This window comes from Psychroserpens sp., assembly GCF_036960315.1.
In the GTDB taxonomy this organism is placed as follows: domain Bacteria; phylum Bacteroidota; class Bacteroidia; order Flavobacteriales; family Flavobacteriaceae; genus Psychroserpens.
The window spans coordinates 296,782-316,792 of the sequence record NZ_JBALVR010000003.1; the positions used below are offsets into that span (position 1 = coordinate 296,782).

At 35.1% G+C, this 20,011-nt stretch carries 14 protein-coding genes; 2 read left to right on the forward strand and 12 right to left on the reverse strand.

Going from position 1 to position 20,011, the window contains the following annotated elements; genetic code table 11:
* Positions 1-40 precede the first annotated feature (40 nt).
* The 11 genes from preA to tilS all read right to left on the reverse strand — a co-directional run bounded on the left by preA (position 41) and on the right by tilS (position 16,444).
* On the reverse strand, positions 41-1,375 hold the full coding sequence (gene preA / locus V7719_RS07210) for an NAD-dependent dihydropyrimidine dehydrogenase subunit PreA (protein WP_335729208.1): 1,335 nt from the start codon (positions 1,373-1,375) through the stop codon (positions 41-43).
* 11 nt (positions 1,376-1,386) lie between these two features.
* Positions 1,387-2,709: an FAD-dependent oxidoreductase gene (locus tag V7719_RS07215; RefSeq protein WP_335729209.1), complete on the reverse strand. Its 1,323-nt coding sequence runs from the start codon at positions 2,707-2,709 to the stop codon at positions 1,387-1,389.
* Between the two features lie 82 nt (positions 2,710-2,791).
* A complete protein-coding gene (locus V7719_RS07220) occupies positions 2,792-3,658 on the reverse strand; it encodes a nitrilase-related carbon-nitrogen hydrolase (RefSeq protein ID WP_335729210.1) in 867 nt (288 codons plus the stop codon).
* A 35-nt stretch (positions 3,659-3,693) separates the two neighbouring features.
* Positions 3,694-5,079: a dihydropyrimidinase gene (gene hydA, locus V7719_RS07225; protein ID WP_335729211.1), complete on the reverse strand. Its 1,386-nt coding sequence runs from the start codon at positions 5,077-5,079 to the stop codon at positions 3,694-3,696.
* Positions 5,080-5,128: 49 nt separating this feature from the next.
* On the reverse strand, positions 5,129-6,640 hold the full coding sequence (locus V7719_RS07230) for a sodium/proline symporter (protein WP_335729212.1): 1,512 nt from the start codon (positions 6,638-6,640) through the stop codon (positions 5,129-5,131).
* 1 nt (position 6,641) lies between these two features.
* A complete protein-coding gene (locus V7719_RS07235) occupies positions 6,642-8,306 on the reverse strand; it encodes an NCS1 family nucleobase:cation symporter-1 (RefSeq protein WP_335729213.1) in 1,665 nt (554 codons plus the stop codon).
* 21 nt (positions 8,307-8,327) lie between these two features.
* The gene (locus V7719_RS07240; protein ID WP_335729214.1) at positions 8,328-10,286 is read right to left on the reverse strand and encodes a serine hydrolase domain-containing protein; all 1,959 of its coding nucleotides are present in this window, start codon (positions 10,284-10,286) and stop codon (positions 8,328-8,330) included.
* Positions 10,287-10,327: 41 nt separating this feature from the next.
* A complete protein-coding gene (locus V7719_RS07245) occupies positions 10,328-11,662 on the reverse strand; it encodes an aminotransferase class III-fold pyridoxal phosphate-dependent enzyme (protein ID WP_335729215.1) in 1,335 nt (444 codons plus the stop codon).
* A gap of 56 nt (positions 11,663-11,718) precedes the next feature.
* Positions 11,719-13,185: a CoA-acylating methylmalonate-semialdehyde dehydrogenase gene (locus V7719_RS07250; RefSeq protein WP_335729216.1), complete on the reverse strand. Its 1,467-nt coding sequence runs from the start codon at positions 13,183-13,185 to the stop codon at positions 11,719-11,721.
* Between the two features lie 256 nt (positions 13,186-13,441).
* Positions 13,442-15,061, reverse strand: coding sequence for an adenine deaminase (gene ade, locus V7719_RS07255; protein WP_335729217.1), 1,620 nt, complete (start codon positions 15,059-15,061; stop codon positions 13,442-13,444).
* A gap of 57 nt (positions 15,062-15,118) precedes the next feature.
* Entirely contained in the window at positions 15,119-16,444 is a 1,326-nt protein-coding gene (tilS, locus tag V7719_RS07260; RefSeq protein ID WP_335729218.1) for a tRNA lysidine(34) synthetase TilS, read from the reverse strand.
* Between the two features lie 121 nt (positions 16,445-16,565).
* Between tilS and V7719_RS07265 the strand changes: the two genes are divergently transcribed.
* Complete coding sequence (locus tag V7719_RS07265; protein ID WP_335729219.1) at positions 16,566-17,258, forward strand: hypothetical protein; 693 nt, start codon at positions 16,566-16,568, stop codon at positions 17,256-17,258.
* On the opposite strand, the gene pabB is transcribed toward V7719_RS07265, so the two are convergent.
* A complete protein-coding gene (gene pabB, locus V7719_RS07270) occupies positions 17,255-18,559 on the reverse strand; it encodes an aminodeoxychorismate synthase component I (protein ID WP_335729358.1) in 1,305 nt (434 codons plus the stop codon). The two genes, V7719_RS07265 and pabB, sit on opposite strands and share 4 nt — an antisense overlap.
* An 84-nt stretch (positions 18,560-18,643) precedes the next feature.
* Here pabB and V7719_RS07275 point away from each other — a divergent pair, with 84 nt between their 5' ends.
* Positions 18,644-20,008 carry a DEAD/DEAH box helicase gene (locus V7719_RS07275; RefSeq protein ID WP_335729220.1) on the forward strand — a complete coding sequence of 455 codons (1,365 nt, stop codon included), beginning with the start codon at positions 18,644-18,646 and terminating at the stop codon, positions 20,006-20,008.
* The last annotated feature ends 3 nt before the right edge of the window (positions 20,009-20,011 follow it).

Here is a 20,011-nt window from a genome sequence, read left to right on the forward strand (position 1 = left end):
TTTATAATTTATAAAGCTTCAATCTATTTCTTAATAAACTTTAGCGCTTATGTTTCAGTGCATCTTCTGGTGTCGGTACAAAATGACCTTTACCTCCTGCTCTATCATCATCAAAAGTTACTGGGATATCATCATTTAATGTACGTTCGTGCCATGTTAAACTCTCAGTTCCGTCATCTCTCTTAACCATAGTAATACAGTCTTCAACTGGACAAACTAATGAACATAAATTACAACCAACACAGTTCTCTTCAATAATACTTGGAATTCTATTAGTAGTATCAATTGGTAATGCAATGGCTTGATGCGCTCCATCATCACAAGAAATATAGCAAAGGTCGCATCCTATACATTTATCAGGATTTATTTCGGCTACGACTTTATGTTTTAAATTAAGGTGCTTCCAATCTGTTACATTAGGAAGAGCTTTACCTGCAAAATCATAAATCGTACTATAATTTTTTTCTTCCATAAACTGACGTAAACCAGCTTCCATTTCACGAACAATGCCAAACCCATAATGCATCACAGCAGTACACACTTGCACTGAAGTTGCGCCAAGTAATATAAATTCAACGACATCACGCCAAGTTTCAATTCCTCCAATTCCTGACAAAGGCACCTTTCCAATTTCTGGATGCTGCGCTAAATCTTTGAGCATATGCATAGCAATAGGTTTTACTGCTGGTCCGCAATAACCTCCATTACTACCTTTACCATCTACAATCGGATAAGGTGCATAAGAATCTAAATCGATCCCTACAATACTTTTGATGGTGTTGATTAATGAAATAGAATCCGTTCCTCCTTGAACTGCTGCCAATCCTGGATCAGTAATATGAGAGATATTGGGAGACAATTTTGTGATTACAGGAATATTTGCGGCTTCCTTAACCCAACCAACAATAGTCTTCAAAACCTCTGGCTCCTGTCCAACTGCTGATCCCATGCCACGTTCACACATCCCATGAGGACATCCAAAATTAAGCTCAATACCGTCAGCGCCTGCATTTTCAACATCTTTTATAATTTGTTCCCATTCTGCTTTACTCTCAACCATTAAAGACGCAATAACAGCATGATCTGGAAAATATTTTTTCACCTCTTCAATCTCTCGAAGATTATCTGCCAAAGGTCTATCTGTTATCAATTCTATATTATTGAAACCCATCATTCTGGTGTTTCTATAATTCAAAGACCCATAACGGCTTGAGACATTAACCACAGGAACACCAAGCGTTTTCCATACCGCACCTCCCCAACCTGCTTCAAAAGCTTTCATAATTTGGTAGCCCGAATTTGTTGGTGGTGCTGATGCTAACCAGAACGGATTAGGTGCTTTGATTCCTCCAAAATCTATCGATAAATCTATCATGTCTTATATCCTTATTTAGTTAACCAATTATGAATTCCTTGGGCTGCCATTTTGCCATCGTAAGCTGCATTTACAACTTCTGCACCTCCATTTACAGCATCTCCTCCAGCAAAATATATTGGATTTGACGTTTGAAATTCATCGTTGATTTTAATTCTTGTTTTATTATCTATGTCCAATCCATCTATTAAATCGTACAAATGACCTTGCTTAGCTTGACCAGTTGCTTTTATAACCATGTCACATCGAACTACAAATGTATTATTCATGTTCGTTTGTAATTTTCCTTCAACCATTTCGGTTTTCGCGAATTTGACGCCTTCTACTTTACCATTTCCTGTAATGGCAATTGGTGTAACATTAAATAAACTATCTACACCAGCACTAATAGCCAAGTCGTATTCAAATCCATAAGCTCCCATTTTTTTTCTTGAATTCCTATATGCTAAAACTGTTTTACGAGCTCCCATTCTAGCGGCCTCAGAAGCCGCATCCATAGCTGTATTTCCACCACCAAGAACGACAACTTTAGCTGGAATTTTAACTTCGTGATGTTTCATACGTAGTTCTTCAATAAACTCAACAGCACCAACAACACCATTTTTATCTTCGCCATCTAATCCCAAATGTCTTGTAGCTCCTAAACCAACACCAATAAAGATCACATCATAACCCTTTTCCAATACATTCAACTCTTCCTTAGAATTGATGGCATTATTGTATTTAATATTAAAACCAAGCTGATTTTGAAGATAATCAACTTCTTTTAAGACTTCCTCGTTAGTAATCTTATAAGGTGCAATTCCGTAAACCGTTAATCCTGAAGGTTTTTCTTTTCCTTCATATATATCAACTTCATATCCTAAGGTTCGTGCTTCACAAGCGCAAGCAATTCCTGCTGGTCCTGCTCCAATGATGGCTATCTTTTTTCCGTTAGGCTCACCAACTTTAAAAATAACTTTATCTGCATCAATCGTTTTGTTTGTCGCATAATTTTGTAGTCGTCCAATCTGAATTGGAGGTACATCTTGATGATTATACACACAAGCACCTTCGCATAAAACACCTACAGGACAAACAACACCACAAGCATTTCCTAGCCAATTAGAATCGAAAATGGTTTTGGACGCTCCTGTTATATTATCTGTATGAATCTGTTTGATAAATAACGGAATATCAATACTTGTAGGACAAGCCTGAACACAAGGCGCATCGTAACAGAACAAACATCGTGAAGCTTCATAATAAGCTTCAGTATCATTCATTAAGGGTTTTTTCTGTTTGAAATTCTTCTTGAATTCCGCTTCAGTTTTTGGTCTTTTATATTCTGCCATTTGAGAGTTATGAGTTTAAAAGTTATGAGTTATGAGTTTCATTATTAAAGAAATTCTTAACTCTTAATTCATAATTAAATCACTAAAGATCTGTTAATCTACCATAAGTTTCTGGTCGTCTATCTCTATAGAACTGCCAAGTAGAACGCACTTCTTCAATTAAATCTAAATCAAATTCAGCTACAAGCAATTCGTCATCATCACGAGACGCTTCAGAAAATATTTGTCCGCGTGGATCCACAAAATAGGACTGTCCGTAGAACTTCCCTAAATTCCATGGTTTTTCTTCACCAACACGATTGATACAACCCATAAAATAACCATTGGCTGCTGCGTGTGCTGGTTGCTCTAATTTCCAGAGATATTCGCTTAAACCAGCAACTGTTGCTGAAGGATTATAAACAATCTCTGCGCCATTTAACCCTAAAGCTCGAGCGCCATCAGGAAAATGTCTATCATAACAGATATAAACACCAACTTTAGCATATTTCGTTTGAAATACTGGATAACCCATGTTCCCTGGTTTAAAGAAGAATTTCTCCCAAAACCCAGTCGTATGTGGAATATGATTTTTTCTATATTTCCCTAAATACGTCCCATCTGCATCAATTACTGCAGCTGTATTGTACAATACACCAGGCGACTCTTTTTCATAAATTGGGACTATGATAACCATATCATGTTTTTTTGCTAAAACCTGCATTTTCTCAGTAGTTGGTCCTGGAACTGATTCAGCAGATTCATACCATTTTTTATCTTGTCCTGGGCAGAAATATGGTGTATTAAAAATTTCTTGTAAACATAATATTTGAACACCTTGTCGTCCTGCTTCTTCTATATACGGAATATGCTTATCATACATTGCATCCATAATTTCTTGAATCGTTCCTTCTCCTTCTGTCATAGGAAGACTCATTTGTATCAATCCTGATTTTACTTTTCTTGGCATCTTCTTACTGTTTATTTGTTGATATGTTTAATCGTTTATATAACTGTCTTAGAGGTTTTTCCTCTTTTAATAAATTGTCCATGTCCTGCACTTAAAAGACATGCTTCGTTTTCAATTGCAACTCTACCTCTTAAAATTACAGTTTCTGTTTTCCCTGTAACTTTTTGACCTTCGTAACCTGAATAATCACAATTCATATGATGTGTTTCTACAGAAATCACATGTTCTTTATTTGGATCGAATATCACAATATCAGCATCACTACCTATAGCAATTGTTCCTTTTCTCGGATACATTCCAAAGATTTTTGCTGCATTAGTCGAGCTGATTTCTACATATTTTGTCAATGATATTTTTTCTTTATGTACACCTTCAGAAAATAATAATTCCATACGATGTTCAATTGCTGGATGTCCATTAGGTATTTTAGAAAAATCATCTTTTCCCATTTTCTTTTGTTCCCACATGAACGGACAATGATCTGTCCCAACGACTTGAATTAAACCTTGATTTATTCCAGACCACAAAGCTGTCTGATCTTTCTTTTCTCTTAATGGCGGACTCATAACCCATTTCGCCCCTTCAAAGTCATTTTCATAGAGTGACGCATCTAACATTAGATATTGCGTGCAAGTTTCTACAAATATTTTTTGATTTCGTTGCGTAGCTTTACGGACAGCATTTAAGGCACCTTCACAAGTCATATGAACAATATACCCTGGGCAACCTGTATAATTCAACATATCTGCAAAGCGACCTGACGCCTCTGATTCAGTAACTTCCGGCTGTGACAAATAATGATATAAAGGTGACAAATTTCCCTCTGCTCGGTTTTTAGCAATTAATGAATCTATCATATCACCATTAGTAGCATGAACGGTAACCAAACCACCATACTTTTTAACAACCTTCATAAGTTGCACCATTTGACCATCATCGATCATTAGGGCTCCTTTATAGGCCATAAAAGTTTTAAAAGATGAAATCCCTTCTTCTTCAATCATCTGAACGACTTCCTTGGCTACCTCATCATTGAAATCAGTCACAGCCATATGATACGAATAATCACCTACAGCTTTACCCTTAGATTTTTGTTGCCATGTCTTTAATGCATTATGAAGTGAATCTCCTTGTGTTTGCAATATAAAATCAATCACCATTGTAGTACCACCATGTAAAGCGGCTCGTGTTCCCGTCTCATAATCATCACTAGAATAAGTGCCCATAAATGGCATGTCTAGATGAACATGAGGATCAATTCCACCAGGAAACACTAGTTTATTGGTTGCATCAATCACCTTATCTGCTTGATATTTTAAATCTTTTCCTATGGCAATTATTTTTTCGCCTTCAGTATATACATCAGCTATATAAGTTTCCGATGCAGTTACTATTTGACCATTTTTTATTAAAATTGACATTTTTAGTATTGAATTTATAGGTTAATCGATTTCTTAAATTTACAAGTTTTTAATCAGTATTAGCATTCAGTTCACTTATCGTTTTATTATTAGTTGAAACTTTACTTACTATCACTCCAACGATTATTGCCAAAACAAATGATGGACCTAGTTCTCCAAGTTTTTCAAAATAGATCCCAATAGTATCCAAAGACGAAAATCCGAATTTAAAAAGAGGAACAGACAAAAAACCTGTTATCATAGAAGCAATAGCACCTTTTTCATTGAATTTACCCCAAAAAAGTGACAGAATAATTGTTGGACAAAATGTAGCTGCTATTCCAGACCAGCCAAAAATAACAAACCAAAAGATTGTCCTTTCTGGAGTTGTAACGGCAACAATCATCGCAACTATTAATGCGAATACAGCAAGTAATAATGTAATTATTTTAGAAATTTTTGCTAATTGTTTTTCTGTTTTATTTGGCTTAAAAATTTGCTGATAAAAGTCTCTAGATATTGCACTAGATGCAACGACTAAGAGAGAATCTATAGTAGACATGATTGCTGATAAAACAGCTGCTATATAAATTCCAATTAAAGTAAGCGGCATTATTTTTTCGACTAAAAGAGGTAGTACATTTTGCGCTGCATTACCTAAAAGCACTTCAGGATCAGCATCAATTGTTGTTAAAAGATATCTTCCAAAAATCCCAATAAGCACAGCACATACATCTGTAAGTATGGTAAACACAATAGCGACCCAACGTCCTTTTTTAATTTCTGCCGTACTCTTTATAGACATAAACCTCACAAATAATTGAGGCGACCCCATAAATCCTAAACCGATACACATAAAACCTAAAATTGTAAATAGGTTTAAAGTATTAAAACCTCCTTCTCCCCAAATATTTAAAAATGAAGGATCCAGTTTTATGAGTTCTTGAGTTACTGAAACATCAGGCGAAATTGAATAATAAGCAACTATTGGCAATGCAACTAATCCTAAAAGCATAATTAAACCCTGAAATAAATCAGACCAAGCAACAGCAACAAAACCTCCTGAAAAAATATAAGTCAAGACAATAACGAAGCCAACAATAGCTCCAGTGAAATAATTCCAACCAAGAAATGATTCAAACGCAGAACCTGTAGCATCAATTTGAGCACTTACATAAATAATCACAAATAAAGACAAAGCAGTTGCTGCAACAATACGCAACGTGTTGGTCTTTGGCTTAAATCGGCTCACTAGATAATCTGGAATAGTGATGGAATTATATTTATCTGTAAGATTTTTGAATTTTTCAGCCATAAAAAACCACGCAACTGTGACTCCTATGACTTCTCCTAACACAACCCAAAAGGCTGAAACGCCTACCATGGCGCCCAAACCTGTAAGTCCTAGCAGCAACCATGCGGATTCTCCAGTAGCTCTTGCAGAGAACGCAACAACCCAGAAGTTTAATTGTTTTCCGCCTACATAATAATCTTTCGTGCTTTTAATTTTTTTAGAAGCGAAGTATCCAATTAAAAAAAGGATCGAAAAATATATAAATAATATAATATACTTTGTGTTCATGTTAGTTTGGTTTTTTCATTAGAAAACAATACAATGCAAATGATATGATAAACCCTGTAAACCATGATAAGGAATACAAAAAGCTTAACGCAGGAACCCAATATCCTATCAACGCAGCAAATACTCCAATAAACAATGCAATCATTGCTGCTTTATTAAATCCTGTTTTTTGATATGAATACATACCATCTTCTTTATATAATTCGGCGAGTTCTAATCGCTTTTTTCTAACCACATAATAATCTGCAATCAAAATCCCAAGTACTGGACCTAGGAGTCCGCTAACAAAAATTAAAAATCCAGAAATTTCATTGAGCAACCACCACGGCATAATTAGTATTCCTACAATTCCAGTAATAGTCCCTCCTTTTTTAAAGCTTATTTTTTTGGGCCATAAGTTTGAAAAAGCATTTGAAGGCGCAATAACATTTGCAGCTATATTGGTGCTTAAGGTTGCAATAATCATAAAGACTTGCGCTACAATTACGACAACTGGATTTTCAAATTTCGCGATTAGCGATACAGGATCCCAAGGTGCATCATCTGCAATCAATATGTCTTTAAAATTTATAATCGCTGCACAGGTTACAAAAATCCCAACAAAAGAATACAACATCATCGTTGCAGGCAAACCGATAAATTGCCCAGCCACTTGATCTTTTTGAGTTGCGGCATAACGCGTAATATCTGCGATACTAATAGACATAGTAGCCCAAAAACCAACCATCGCTGTCAACCACAACAAGTAGCTCCACAATTTACTTTCAGAATTTCCATCTGTAGTTATTACGTTAGCATTAACAACACTAGATACAGTGTTATTATTCCTGAATTGCACTTGCACATTTTCAGTACTATTAACCAAAATTGGATTTGCAGTAAAAGTTTGCCACGTAGTGCTTTCATCTGATACAATGTTATATTCAGATACTTTGAGTTGTCCTTCCTTATTCTTTAAAACATTCAAATTGAGATAAAATTTATCTTCCTTTTCTGTAATGGTAGCAGCAGTTTTTTCAAGCTGAACACTTTGATCTAACACCACTGAAAACCCATCAGCTTTAGCATAACTCCAATAGATGAGAGCAATTCCCATAATCACAAGAATAGGTGCTGAATAGGTTTCGAGCCATTTGATACTTTCTGTTCCTTTCCAAATGAAATACATGTTAATCAGCCAGAAAATTCCAAAGCTCACAAATTTTCCAACCGAGAGTTCTAACTCTCCAGTAGAACCGGTAACAGCATTAAAAATCGCATAAATAGCCAAGCCACCTATCCAAGTTTGTACACCAAACCAACCACAAGCAATAATCCCTCGAGTTACCGAAGCCAAATGCACGCCTTTTGTACCAAAAGCTGCACGACCAATAACAGGAAATGGGATTCCATATTTCACTCCTGCATGGCCATTAAGCACCATTGGGATAGTAATAATTAAATTAGCAACACCAATAATAATGAGCGCTTCATACCAGTTTAAACCGCTTTTAATCATGTAAGATGCCAAAAGATATGTTGGAATACATACCGCCATTCCAACCCAAATAGCAGCCAAATGCCACTTACTCCAAGTTCGTTGACTTGATGGTACAGGCGCTAAATCCTCACTATATAATGGTGACTTAGAAACATCTTCTTGTAATTCTACAATATCTTTGTTCATTTAGTAATTCCTATCTGTTTGTTAGTCTTCTTTTTCAAACCAAAGATTTCTGACGCGACCATTAGATAAATAAAATCCTTCAACTTGACCTTTGGGATTTCTCTTAACCTTAATTACTACGCCAGGGATCATCTGCAAAATATCCTCACCAATAAATTCAACTTCATATTCACCATGTCGAATATGCCTCCATTTCAGTTTATCCTTTTCCAAATAAAATCGATACTGAGTTTCTAATTCAGGGCTATAATATGTTCCCACATAAGATTTTTTATTATCAGTAGTAGGAATAAATGTTTCGAAAGCTTCCATAATTGTTGGAGCATCTTCATCTACTGTTACTATCATTTTATCAAGTCTGTTTTTTTTGTACACAAATTCTGCAACCAGATCAACCTGAACATTCAACATTTTAAATTTTGAATTACCAATAGGAACAATTACACTTTCATTTGTTGGCGTACGCTGATATCTAAGTGTATCGTTTTTAACATAAATTTTTCGAGCGTAGCTTTCTTTGTTATTCCAGAACTGACCTTCAAACTTTTTTAAGTCTTCTGAAGTCATTGAGATTGCATCAGGAAGTTTTGATGTGAAATCGTTACCCTGATTATCTTCTTTAATAAATAATTCAGTCAATTCATTACTCTTCCCTCCAACATTAGCTGATGAAAAATTTGAAAGAATAACAATATTTAATTTTTCTTCTGGAAACGTCGATGCAGAAGCTCTAAAGCCACCAACAGCTCCATTGTGCTGTATTACCTTTTTACCGTTAAACTCATCAATAAAAACTCCAAAGGCATAATTATTAAGGCCTCCATCATTAAATGGATCAAGAGTTTCTAACATTTTAAAGGCACTTTCCCAGCCTGCTTTAGGTTCATAAAAATTAGATAACCACATTAATAATTCATTGGTATTAGAATGTACATTACCAGATCCCACATAACCCCAATATTCAACTTCTCGCTCAAATGCTTCTGAGTTATAATTATAAGATGTTGCATTATTAGGAACTATTCGATTATACTTATCCTCCGCATAAGAATTCTCCATTCCTAAGGGGTTAAAAACAGATTTTTTCATCCAATCTGTAAATTTTTCACCTGTAACTTCTTCAATAATATCAGCCATAAACATATACCCAGTATTGCAATACAAATATTCATCACCAGGCTTAAAGTTTAAGTCCTTTTGATATTTCATAATACGTCTTAAATCTGCATTTGTTTTGGAATCATCATCACGCCAACCAGCAATACCAAAAAGGGCATGCAAACTTCGCAAACCACTTGTATGATGCAGTAAATGTCTGATGGTGATTTTATGTCCAAAATCAGGTAGATCGGTTAAGTATTTCCGAATATCATCATCAACAGATATTTTACCTTGTTGATGTAATAGTATAATACCCATTGCAGTAAATTGTTTGGACACTGAACCAATATTAAACAAGGTTTCCGTTGTATTTAGCACATCATATTCTAAGCTCGCCGCACCAAAAGCTTTAGAATAGACTAATTCTCCATTTTTCATAATAGCAACAGCACCTCCAGGAGTTTTTGGATTATCCCAAGAAGCAAAAACCTCATCTATTTTTCCTTCAATTGTTATAGGCTCCTGTTTTACTATTTCTGTACGCTTAAAAATTAGCGGCAAGTCATTTCCTGACTGAGTAAATGTTCCTTGAATTTCTTTACCTTTCAATTCGCCTTTATAGACCACTGCAAGACTTGTTATTTCAAATGCTAAACTTGGATTAACAAAAGTAATAGCCGTTGCTGGAATTTCAGCATTACTTTGATCAGGACTCAATAATACAGCTGAATATTTATCTCCATTTTCACTGATATTAATATGTATTCGTAATGAATTACCTGGTATGTCTAATACACCGAACCATTTTCCAGTAATTTCTTGAGCATTTAGTGTCGTAACAATCAATAATAAAGCGAGGGTTTTTAATAGTGTTTTCATGATTCTTAAATTTCTTGATTCAAATTTTAACAGAATTATATTTAGTAGCAATATTCATCAGCAATAGCAATAGCTTGCGAAATGATCTTCAAACCTTCATCGACTTCTTCTTTTGTTACATTTAAAGGAGGAGCGATAAAAATCCAATTCCAACGAACAAACGTGAACATTCCTAATTCTCTAATCTTTGAAGCCATTCTTGAAGTGGCTTCCATTTCACTAGGTTTTGCATTCCAAGGTGTCGTAGGTTCTTTAGTGTCTCTATTTTTCACGAGTTCTATACAACCTAATAAACCTGTATTTCTAAAGTCTCCAATTGATGGATGTTTTGCTTTTAATTTTTCTACTTCGGCTTCGATATACAATCCCATGTCTGCTGCACGTTCGACTAAATTCTCATCCTCAATGATTCGTACATTTTCTAATGCGGCCGCACAAAGCGTAGGATGCGCAGAATAAGTCAATCCTATGGTCATCGGATTATCATTAAAATATTCTGCAATTTCATCAGTCACTACGAGTCCGCCCAAAGGCAAATACCCTGAAGTCAACCCTTTAGCTAGACACATGAAATCTGGCGTTACACCATGATGATCTATTCCAAACATTTTTCCTGTGCGTCCAAAACCACTCATCACCTCATCATCAATCATCATAATTCCATACTTGTCACAAAGTTCACGAACGTGTTTCAAATACATTGGTGGATATTTTAAACATCCCGAAGAACCCGATTCGCCTTCTAGTAAAATAGCTGCGACATTATTTGGGTTTTCTAATAATACGACACGCTCCAAATGTGCCAAGGCACGTTCTCCACATTGCTCAATTGAATCAGAGTTCCATGGGCAACGGTAAGCATATGGATTTTCTACATGTACCACATTAGGCATTACTTGGCTATCTACAGGAAACCGCCTTGGATCTCCACTGGCAGCTATTGCGCCATAAGTTGCACCATGATACGCTCTATAATGTGAAATTATTTTATGGCGACCCGTAAATATTCTTGAAAGCTTGATTGCGTTTTCAATCGCTTCAGCTCCGCCAAGGGTAAAGAAAGTTTTAGTTAAATTCCCAGGTGTAATCTCTGCTAGTTTTTTTCCAAGTTTTCCACGAACATCTGTGGCCATACCAGGATACACATAACTCACCTCTTGCATTTGTTTAGCAACAGCCTCAGTAATTCGTTGGTCCCCATGACCTATATTAACGTTCATTAATTGTGAAGAGAAATCTAAGTATTTTTTTCCATCTCTATCGTAGATATAAGAGCCTTTGGCATGTGAAGCATTTATTGGGTTTAGACCACCTTGCTTTCCCCATGAAAATAGCGTATAGTCTAAATTATCTTTTATAATTTGTTGGTTACTCATTAATTTCAAATAGTTGATTAATCATTATTTTAAATATAGCTATATATACAAATTAATTAACTCATCCAATTTGTTTGTGCTTCTGGATTCCACTTCGTTGTGGTTTTCTTATTTTGTGTCCAGAACTCAATAGAACTACGTCCAGTAATATCACCAACACCGAATTTAGATTCATTCCAACCACCGAAAGAAAAAGGCTCACGAGGTACGGGAACTCCAATATTAACACCAATCATTCCAGCACTTGCACGATCCATTACTTGCTTCGCTAATCCACCACTTTGTGTAAATACAGCAGCTGCATTTCCATAATTAGATCCGTTTTCAATTTCAATAGCTTCATCCAAATCTTTAGCTCTAATAATTGAAATCACAGGTCCAAAAATTTCTTCACGAGCTACAGACATATCTGTTGTCACATGATCTATAATTGTTGGTCCAACATAATAACCGCCTTCTTTGCCCGGAACAGTTGTATTACGACCATCTAATAAGATTTTTGCGCCATCCTTTTCCGCTTCATCTATATATCTTTCAATACGTTTTTTCGCTTCAGCAGTAATTACAGAACCTAAATTATCTCCAGGCACAATAGCTTTAGCATCTTCCACCATACGATCAATAATATGCTGCACCTTATCTACACCAACCATTACTGAAGCTGCCATACATCGTTGTCCAGCACAGCCAGACATTGAGGCTACAACATTAGATGCTGTCATTTCGGGATTAGCATCTGGAAAGACTAATAAATGATTTTTTGCGCCACCCAGTGCTACACAACGTTTTAAATTAGAAGTGGCTCTTTTATATACTATTTTTGCTACTTTAGTTGAGCCTACAAATGATACTGCTTCAATTTTTGGATGATCACAGATGGCTTCTACGACTTCTTTACCTCCATTAACAATATTAAAAACGCCATCAGGAAGACCAGCTTCTTTGAGTAGTTCTGCCATTCGAACTGTACTTAGCGGGACCAATTCAGAAGGTTTCATAACCATAGTATTCCCTAAAACTAGTGCATTAGGAAGCGTCCAATGTGGTACCATATTTGGGAAATTGAATGGTGTAATTGATGCAACAACACCTAATGGTTTACGCTCAATTCGGCATTCTACACCTTTACTTACTTCTTGGACTTCATTGACTACAATTTGTGGCATAGACACCGCAAATTCACAAAGCTCCATGCTTTTTTCAACTTCGGCTTTAGCCTCTCCATAGGTTTTACCATTTTCGAGCTGAACTAATTTCGTTAACTCATCTATATTTTTTTCTAGTAGATTACGATATCTAAAGAATATTTGAACACGCTCTTTTAAAGTCATTCCCGACCATTCAGGAAATGCTTGCTTTGCAGCTTGGACGGCAGCATCAACATCTTGAGTTGTAGATAATGGAATTGAAGAAATTTTACTGCCATCTATAGGACTTAAAACATCCATTGAATTTTGACCATTTCTTTCGAATTTACCATTTATATAATTTTTTACTTCGGAAAGTGTCTCGCTTACATTCATAATCAGCTTTTCAGATTAATTTTATTAATATTTGAACAAAAAATAAGAATGCTATAAAAACCTTGTCATAGAACTGACGATTTTTAATCACACTCCAATCAAATATATGAAATATATATTAAAATGTAGCTATTATTGAGAAGTCAATAATAATTTAAAAACTATATTGAATGATTCTTATTTATGATTCCCGTTTCCACGAGAAAGACAGGTTTAATGGGATCCTCAACCAAAGGTGTTTAGGGATTCTTTTTTATTAAATTTCTAAGGAAGTAAACGTAAACTCTGTTCCATTAAATAACCCTTTATCACTTAATTTTAATGACGGGATTACCAATAGTGCCATAAACGACAAGGTCATATAAGGTGCATTTAGAGGACTACCTAATACTTTAGCCATTTGATCTAAAACCGCATAATCTTTCCCAATAGTTTCTCCATCCTGATCGCTCATAATACCTGCCACTGGCAACGGAACGATTTTTTCCTCGGAATTTGATACAGCACATATCCCACCTTTATTTTCTATGATGAGATTAACGGCTTTACAAATCATCTCATCAGAAACTCCCACAGCAATAATATTGTGAGAATCATGACCAACAGATGAAGCAATAGCACCTTCTTTTAATCCGAAATTTTTAATAAAAGCCATAGCTGGCTTATTGTTATTATAGCGGTTAACTACAGTCATTTTTAGAATATCGTTTTCAGTATTCGACACGAGATTACCATCTTTAATTGTAGCATCCTCTATTAACTCGTTGGTCACTAACTGTCCTTCAAGGGCTTCTATAACTCGAATTTGTTTCGCTTCAGAAGGTACTCTGAAATCAGAAACCGCTTTCTTATTTGTATTGAAATTATTAAGATTTTCAAATGGTACAGATTGCAATTTAGACATCCCATTCTCACTTACCAATTCGCCATTGATATAGGTTTGGATAGCTTCAAAATCTTTCAAGTCTTTGACTACAATACAATCGGCATCATCACCAACTTGCAGCAAACCAACATCCAAATTATAATGTTCTACTGGATTAATACAAGCCGCTTTTAATACTTTAAAGATATCTATCCCTTTAGCCACTGCACGAGCACATAATTTATTAATGTGATCAATAATTAAATCATCAGGATGTTTGTCATCACTGCAGAACATCATGTTGTCATAATATTCAGGAAGTAAATCGATTAAAGCTTCAAAATTCTTAGCTGCACTCCCTTCACGTATGAGCACTTTCATTCCTTTTTGAAGTTTCTCTAAGCCTTCTTCATAAGTAAAACACTCATGGTCGGTAGAAATTCCTGCACTAATATATTTCGTAATATCATCGCCAACTACTCCAGGAGCATGACCATCAATAGGCTTATTATAATGTTTTGCCCAAGCCAATTTTTTAAGGACTTCGGCATCATCAAATAACACACCAGGATAATTCATCATTTCTGCTAAATACTTGATGTCAGGATTTGCCATGAGTTGTTTGATTCCGTCAGAATCAATAACCGCTCCAGCCGACTCAAAAGACGTTGCAGGCACGCAGGATGGTGCGCCAAAATTGAATTTAAAAGACGTTTTCTTTCCGTTATCAATCATGAAATTTACACCATCAATTCCGAGTACATTTGCAATTTCATGCGGATCAGAAACTGTGGCAACTGTTCCGTGATTTACCGCAAGTCGAGCAAACTCAGTAGGCACCAACATAGAGCTTTCTATATGAATGTGTGCATCTACAAAGCCAGGAAGGATGTAGTGTTCTATATCATGTTCCTTTTCTTCTATTGCTCTAATCTTTCCTTCGGAAATGGTGACTTCTCCTTTAAAGATGCGTTTGTTTTTTATATCGACTATTTGTCCTTGTAGTTTCAATATGTTAGTTTTATTATTAAATTCCGAATTCCCCACACTTCGGGACAGAATGATAGTTTAATTTAATTCAATTTTTAAAATATGTTTTGTGTTTTTGGTGACTTTAAATCGGTCATCTGCTCGACTATTAACAACCCAAACAACATCGTCGCCTGAACATAAAAGCCAGACATTTTCCTTATCTACTAAAGACAACTTCTCGTCTTTAAAATATTTACTAAGCTTCTTTTTACCTTTCATTCCTAAAGGATAAAAGCTGTCCCCTTTTTCCCATTGACGCAAACTCAAAGGAAATTTAAAAGTATCTCTATCCACAAAAATCACATTGGTTCGCTTTCCAAAAACAGCATCTGCTTCATCAAAAAACAAGCTTCCGATGGGCGTTTGAAACTTTTTATCAGTTTCACTGATGATAATGGGTTCTTCGGTAGCGCTTCCACTGCGCTCAGTATGACATTCTGTTATAATCAAATGCTCTCTATCCTTTATCAAACGATGCGTTTCAGAAAACACTTGCTTCCCAGATTGTGCATCTAATAAGTTAACAACATCATTCCATTCTGTAAAACCATAGTCTTTTAACAGTTCATAGAGGTAGGCTTTGGGGTTATTGACTTTTTTAAGTTCTGAAATTTTAAATTTGATTTGATGTTCATCAATAACATCAATGGCTCTTTTAGCAACTGCATTTAAGCTCTCATCGACAATATCGGCAGTATCATTTAAATTCCCTAAAGTCTTTTTAAAGTTTTTAAGCAATTCTGGATTAACCTCTTTTAAAACAGGAATCACGTGATGTCGTAGTTTATTCCGAAGGTATTTATCGGATGCATTGCTGCTATCTTCCCTCCATTTTATATGATTTGCTTTAGCATAGTTTTCTAAATCATCTCTAGAAAACGGAAGCAAAGGTCTCACAATATTATCGTTAATTTCAGGAATTCCTGTCAATCCATTTAAACCTGTTCCTCTGGTGAGATTGATCAAAACTGTTTCTAGATTATCATCGGCATGATGTGCCGTGAGAATATAATCAAACCCCAAACCTTCAGCTAAATCGTAAAACCAGTCATAGCGTAATTCTCGAGCTGCCATTTGAATGGACATCTTATGTTCATTTGCATAATCTTCAGTATTAAAACTCTCCACAAAAACTTCTAGTCCAAATTTATCAGCCAATTCTAGAACAAAGCTTTCATCTGCATCACTTTCTATTCCGCGTAAATTAAAATTACAATGTGCCAAAGACATATCAAGTTTGAGCTTGTGACATAAATGCGTTAATACCACACTATCCAATCCACCAGAAATGGCAATTAGGAGTTTGCTTTTATTTAAAAAATCAAGATTGGTTTTTATGTGGCTATGAAATGCATCAATCATAAATCAAATATACAACTTTGCTCCACTAAATAGACGATACAATTTAATTGAAAATGATATAAATCATATTTAAATACTTAAATATATTTTAAATTTAATTCATTAATTTAATTCGACAACCATGAAAACTTCAAAGGAAATTCAGGACAAATTTGCTCAAAATGAATATGACAAAAAAGTACTTTCTGCGATACAACATTTGCAACCTTATGTAAAACATCGACTATACATTGCAGAGTCTACAGGTATTTTACCTAAGAACATGTTTAATTCTAATGATTTGATCGACACAGCTATTCTTGAGCTGTATGAAGGCGGTTATAATATAGATGATGAGGCTCTTGCTGTGAAACTCAGACTGTTTGCTTATGTTGATAATGACTTAGATATGTTATTTAAAAAAGAAGCTTTTCATAAAAACACGATCAGTACCAATTCAATTTTAGAGGAAGAATTAGATGGCTTAGATGAACAGTTTTATGTAGATGCCGATTTAGATTTCATTATGCAAGAAGATTTTGATGATATTTCTTATGCACAAGATCGTAAGCACAAACACTTATTTTTATACACTGACAATAACAGTACTTTGCTAAATGCCTTTGAAATTCAAGATATTAGTCTACAAGAAACACCGAAAGTAATTGGAGGTTTTTACAGTTGGATACCACCACAAATTGCTAATATTATTGATTTACATGTTTTTGGTAAACTCAATTTTGAAGAAATTTCAAAACTAAAACACTTAGAAATCATTAGACTGGAAAGGATATTTAAAGCCATTCAAAAAAGTTTCAGAAAAAAATTAGGTTAATTTTCTAATACAGTACGCATGGCTTTGGCTTTAATCAAGCATTCCTCATATTCTTTAAGTGGGTCACTTTTAGCTGTTATGGCGCCACCAACAGAATAGGACACATATTTATTTGTTTCATTGTAAAGAATACTTCGTATCACGACATTAAAATCGAAATCATCATTAGGAGAAAAATAACCCACAGCTCCAGAATAGAGTCCGCGTTTTGTAGCTTCTAGTTCTTCAATAATCTGCATTGCTGAAATCTTTGGAGCTCCTGTCATACTTCCCATAGGAAACGTCGTCTTAATAATATCAACTGGATGTGTACTTTTATTCACAGTAGACGTTACTGTAGAAACCATTTGATGCACTTGATCAAAGGTATAGACTTTACAAAGTTCTTCGACGTTTACACTTCCTTTGGTTGCTGTTTTTGAAAGGTCATTTCTTACCAAATCAACAATCATAATATTTTCACTACGTTCTTTAATATCTTCGGAAAGCGTTTTTATTAATTGTTCATCTTCGACTTTATCTAACGAGCGTTTGGCTGTTCCTTTTATAGGCTGTGATGTAATTTTTAAGCCTTCTTTTTTAATATAACGTTCTGGAGAAGCAGATAATAAATACTTGTCATAAACTCTCAAAAACGAAGCAAGTGGCGGCTTTGAAATCGCATTGAGCTTCTGGTAAGTTTCAATAGGGTTAATAGTTGTGTCTTCTGCATAAAACTCCTGACAAAAATTAGCTTCGTAAATGTCGCCTCTATGCATATGTGCTAACATTTCATTTACCTTACTAAAATATTCATCTTTATGAATTCTAAGCTTTATCTTAATGTTATTTTCTTCGGAAAGCTCCTCTTTCTCATCTTCAATTTCTGTTTGGCTTATCGAATCTACATCTTCTTTCAACTCATCAACAACAAGATTGAGATAATGTGTTTCTAGCACATTTCCTTTTAAAAAAAAGAGCTTTTTAGGCTGAAAAAAGAAAAGCTCCGGGAATTGTAGTCCGTCAAAATTATTAGAAGATAATTGCTCTACATCATTCTTAAGATCATAGGAGAGGTAACCAAAAATCCAATCGTTGGTAGTGGTTTGATATTCCTTTAGCTGATTGAACGCATCATAGTAATCGGTTTGAAAAACAGTGAACGCATCCACAGCCAAAACAGCATCATAAGATGTATATTTCTGATTATAATTATTGCTATCTAACCAAACCACTTCATCAAACTGACCACTCCAAAGCAAGAGCTGTTTTTTAAAGCGTTCAGGATTAGAAATATGTTGGGTTTTTACAGTTCTCAATATGGATTTTAATAGGATAACAAAGTACCGAATTAAAGTGCGCAATAACAAGTATGTTTTTCCGAAGTAAAAATTTATCTTTGCAACATGGAACAACAAACCAGTTTTACCGATTTAAATTTAAATACACCTTTGTATAATGCCTTAGGTGATTTAGGTTTTGAGTACCCAACACCTATCCAAGCGCAGGCATTTAATATCGTAGCTTCTGGCAAAGATGTTGTTGGTATTGCGCAAACTGGAACAGGAAAGACATTTGCGTACATGTTGCCTATTTTGCGTCACTTAAAATATTCAACACAAGAGAATCCGAGAGTACTTATTTTGGTACCTACTCGTGAATTAGTGGTTCAAGTTGTTGATGAAATAGAAAAATTAGCCGCTTACATTAATGTTCGGGTTTTGGGTGTTTATGGTGGAACAAACATCAATACACAAAAACGAGCTATTGCTGAAGGTCAAGATATTATTGTTGCCACTCCAGGACGTTTGTTTGATTTGGCCGTAAGTCATGTGCTACAATTAAAATCAATACACAAGTTAGTTATTGATGAAGTTGATGTCATGCTAGATTTAGGATTTAGACACCAACTATTAAACATATTTGACATTCTACCCGAACGTAGACAAAATATTATGTTTTCGGCAACAATGACTGAAGATGTAGATGAGTTGATTACTGATTTCTTCACAAAACCGGAAAAAGTAACGATAGCAGTTTCTGGAACACCGCTGCATAATATCGAACAACAACGTTATGATGTAAGAAACTTTTACACCAAAACTAATCTGTTGGAGCATTTACTACATGACAGTGAAACCTATAATAAAGTTCTTGTATTCGTTGGCTTTAAGAAGTTAGCCGATCGCTTATTTGACGAGTTAGAAGAGCGATTCCCTGGTCAATCTTGTGTGATACATTCTAATAAAACTCAAAATTACAGATTAAGAAGTATAGAGCAATTTAGAGCTGGAGAAAATCGAATTTTAATTGCTACAGATGTTATGGCTCGTGGTTTGGATATCGAAAACATAAGCCAGGTTATTAATTTTGACACGCCTAAATATCCTGAAAATTATATGCATCGTATAGGTAGAACTGGCCGTGCTGAGCAACAAGGACAGGCCTTGACGTTTTCTACAGAAAATGAACAAGAAGCTATCGAAGGTATTGAAGACTATATGGATAAAACCATCGATTTTATTGAGTTTCCTTCGGAAGTTGAAATTTCTAATTTATTGATTGAAGAAGAACGCCCGCAAATAAGAGAACGATATAACCCTCTTAAACAAAGGGACGAAGATGCACCAGGACCAGCCTTTCATGAAAAGAAAGACAAGAACAAAAAAGAAAACTTAGGTGGCTCTTACAAGTTTAAAATAGCAGCCAAATACAAAAAGCCAAAAACCAAAGGCGATAAGAATTATAACAAGCGAAATAATAAAAAATAAATT

What these genes read in the sequence shown, in the direction of transcription:
- V7719_RS07275 (WP_335729220.1), top strand. Translation starts at nt 18,644, where the DNA reads ATGGAACAACAAACCAGTTTTACCGATTTAAATTTAAATACACCTTTG.
- V7719_RS07240 (WP_335729214.1), bottom strand. Translation starts at nt 10,286, where the DNA reads ATGAAAACACTATTAAAAACCCTCGCTTTATTATTGATTGTTACGACA.
- tilS (WP_335729218.1), bottom strand. Translation starts at nt 16,444, where the DNA reads ATGATTGATGCATTTCATAGCCACATAAAAACCAATCTTGATTTTTTA.
- V7719_RS07220 (WP_335729210.1), bottom strand. Translation starts at nt 3,658, where the DNA reads ATGCCAAGAAAAGTAAAATCAGGATTGATACAAATGAGTCTTCCTATG.
- V7719_RS07265 (WP_335729219.1), top strand. Translation starts at nt 16,566, where the DNA reads ATGAAAACTTCAAAGGAAATTCAGGACAAATTTGCTCAAAATGAATAT.
- hydA (WP_335729211.1), bottom strand. Translation starts at nt 5,079, where the DNA reads ATGTCAATTTTAATAAAAAATGGTCAAATAGTAACTGCATCGGAAACT.
- V7719_RS07230 (WP_335729212.1), bottom strand. Translation starts at nt 6,640, where the DNA reads ATGAACACAAAGTATATTATATTATTTATATATTTTTCGATCCTTTTT.
- V7719_RS07250 (WP_335729216.1), bottom strand. Translation starts at nt 13,185, where the DNA reads ATGAATGTAAGCGAGACACTTTCCGAAGTAAAAAATTATATAAATGGT.
- V7719_RS07245 (WP_335729215.1), bottom strand. Translation starts at nt 11,662, where the DNA reads ATGAGTAACCAACAAATTATAAAAGATAATTTAGACTATACGCTATTT.
- V7719_RS07235 (WP_335729213.1), bottom strand. Translation starts at nt 8,306, where the DNA reads ATGAACAAAGATATTGTAGAATTACAAGAAGATGTTTCTAAGTCACCA.
- preA (WP_335729208.1), bottom strand. Translation starts at nt 1,375, where the DNA reads ATGATAGATTTATCGATAGATTTTGGAGGAATCAAAGCACCTAATCCG.
- V7719_RS07215 (WP_335729209.1), bottom strand. Translation starts at nt 2,709, where the DNA reads ATGGCAGAATATAAAAGACCAAAAACTGAAGCGGAATTCAAGAAGAAT.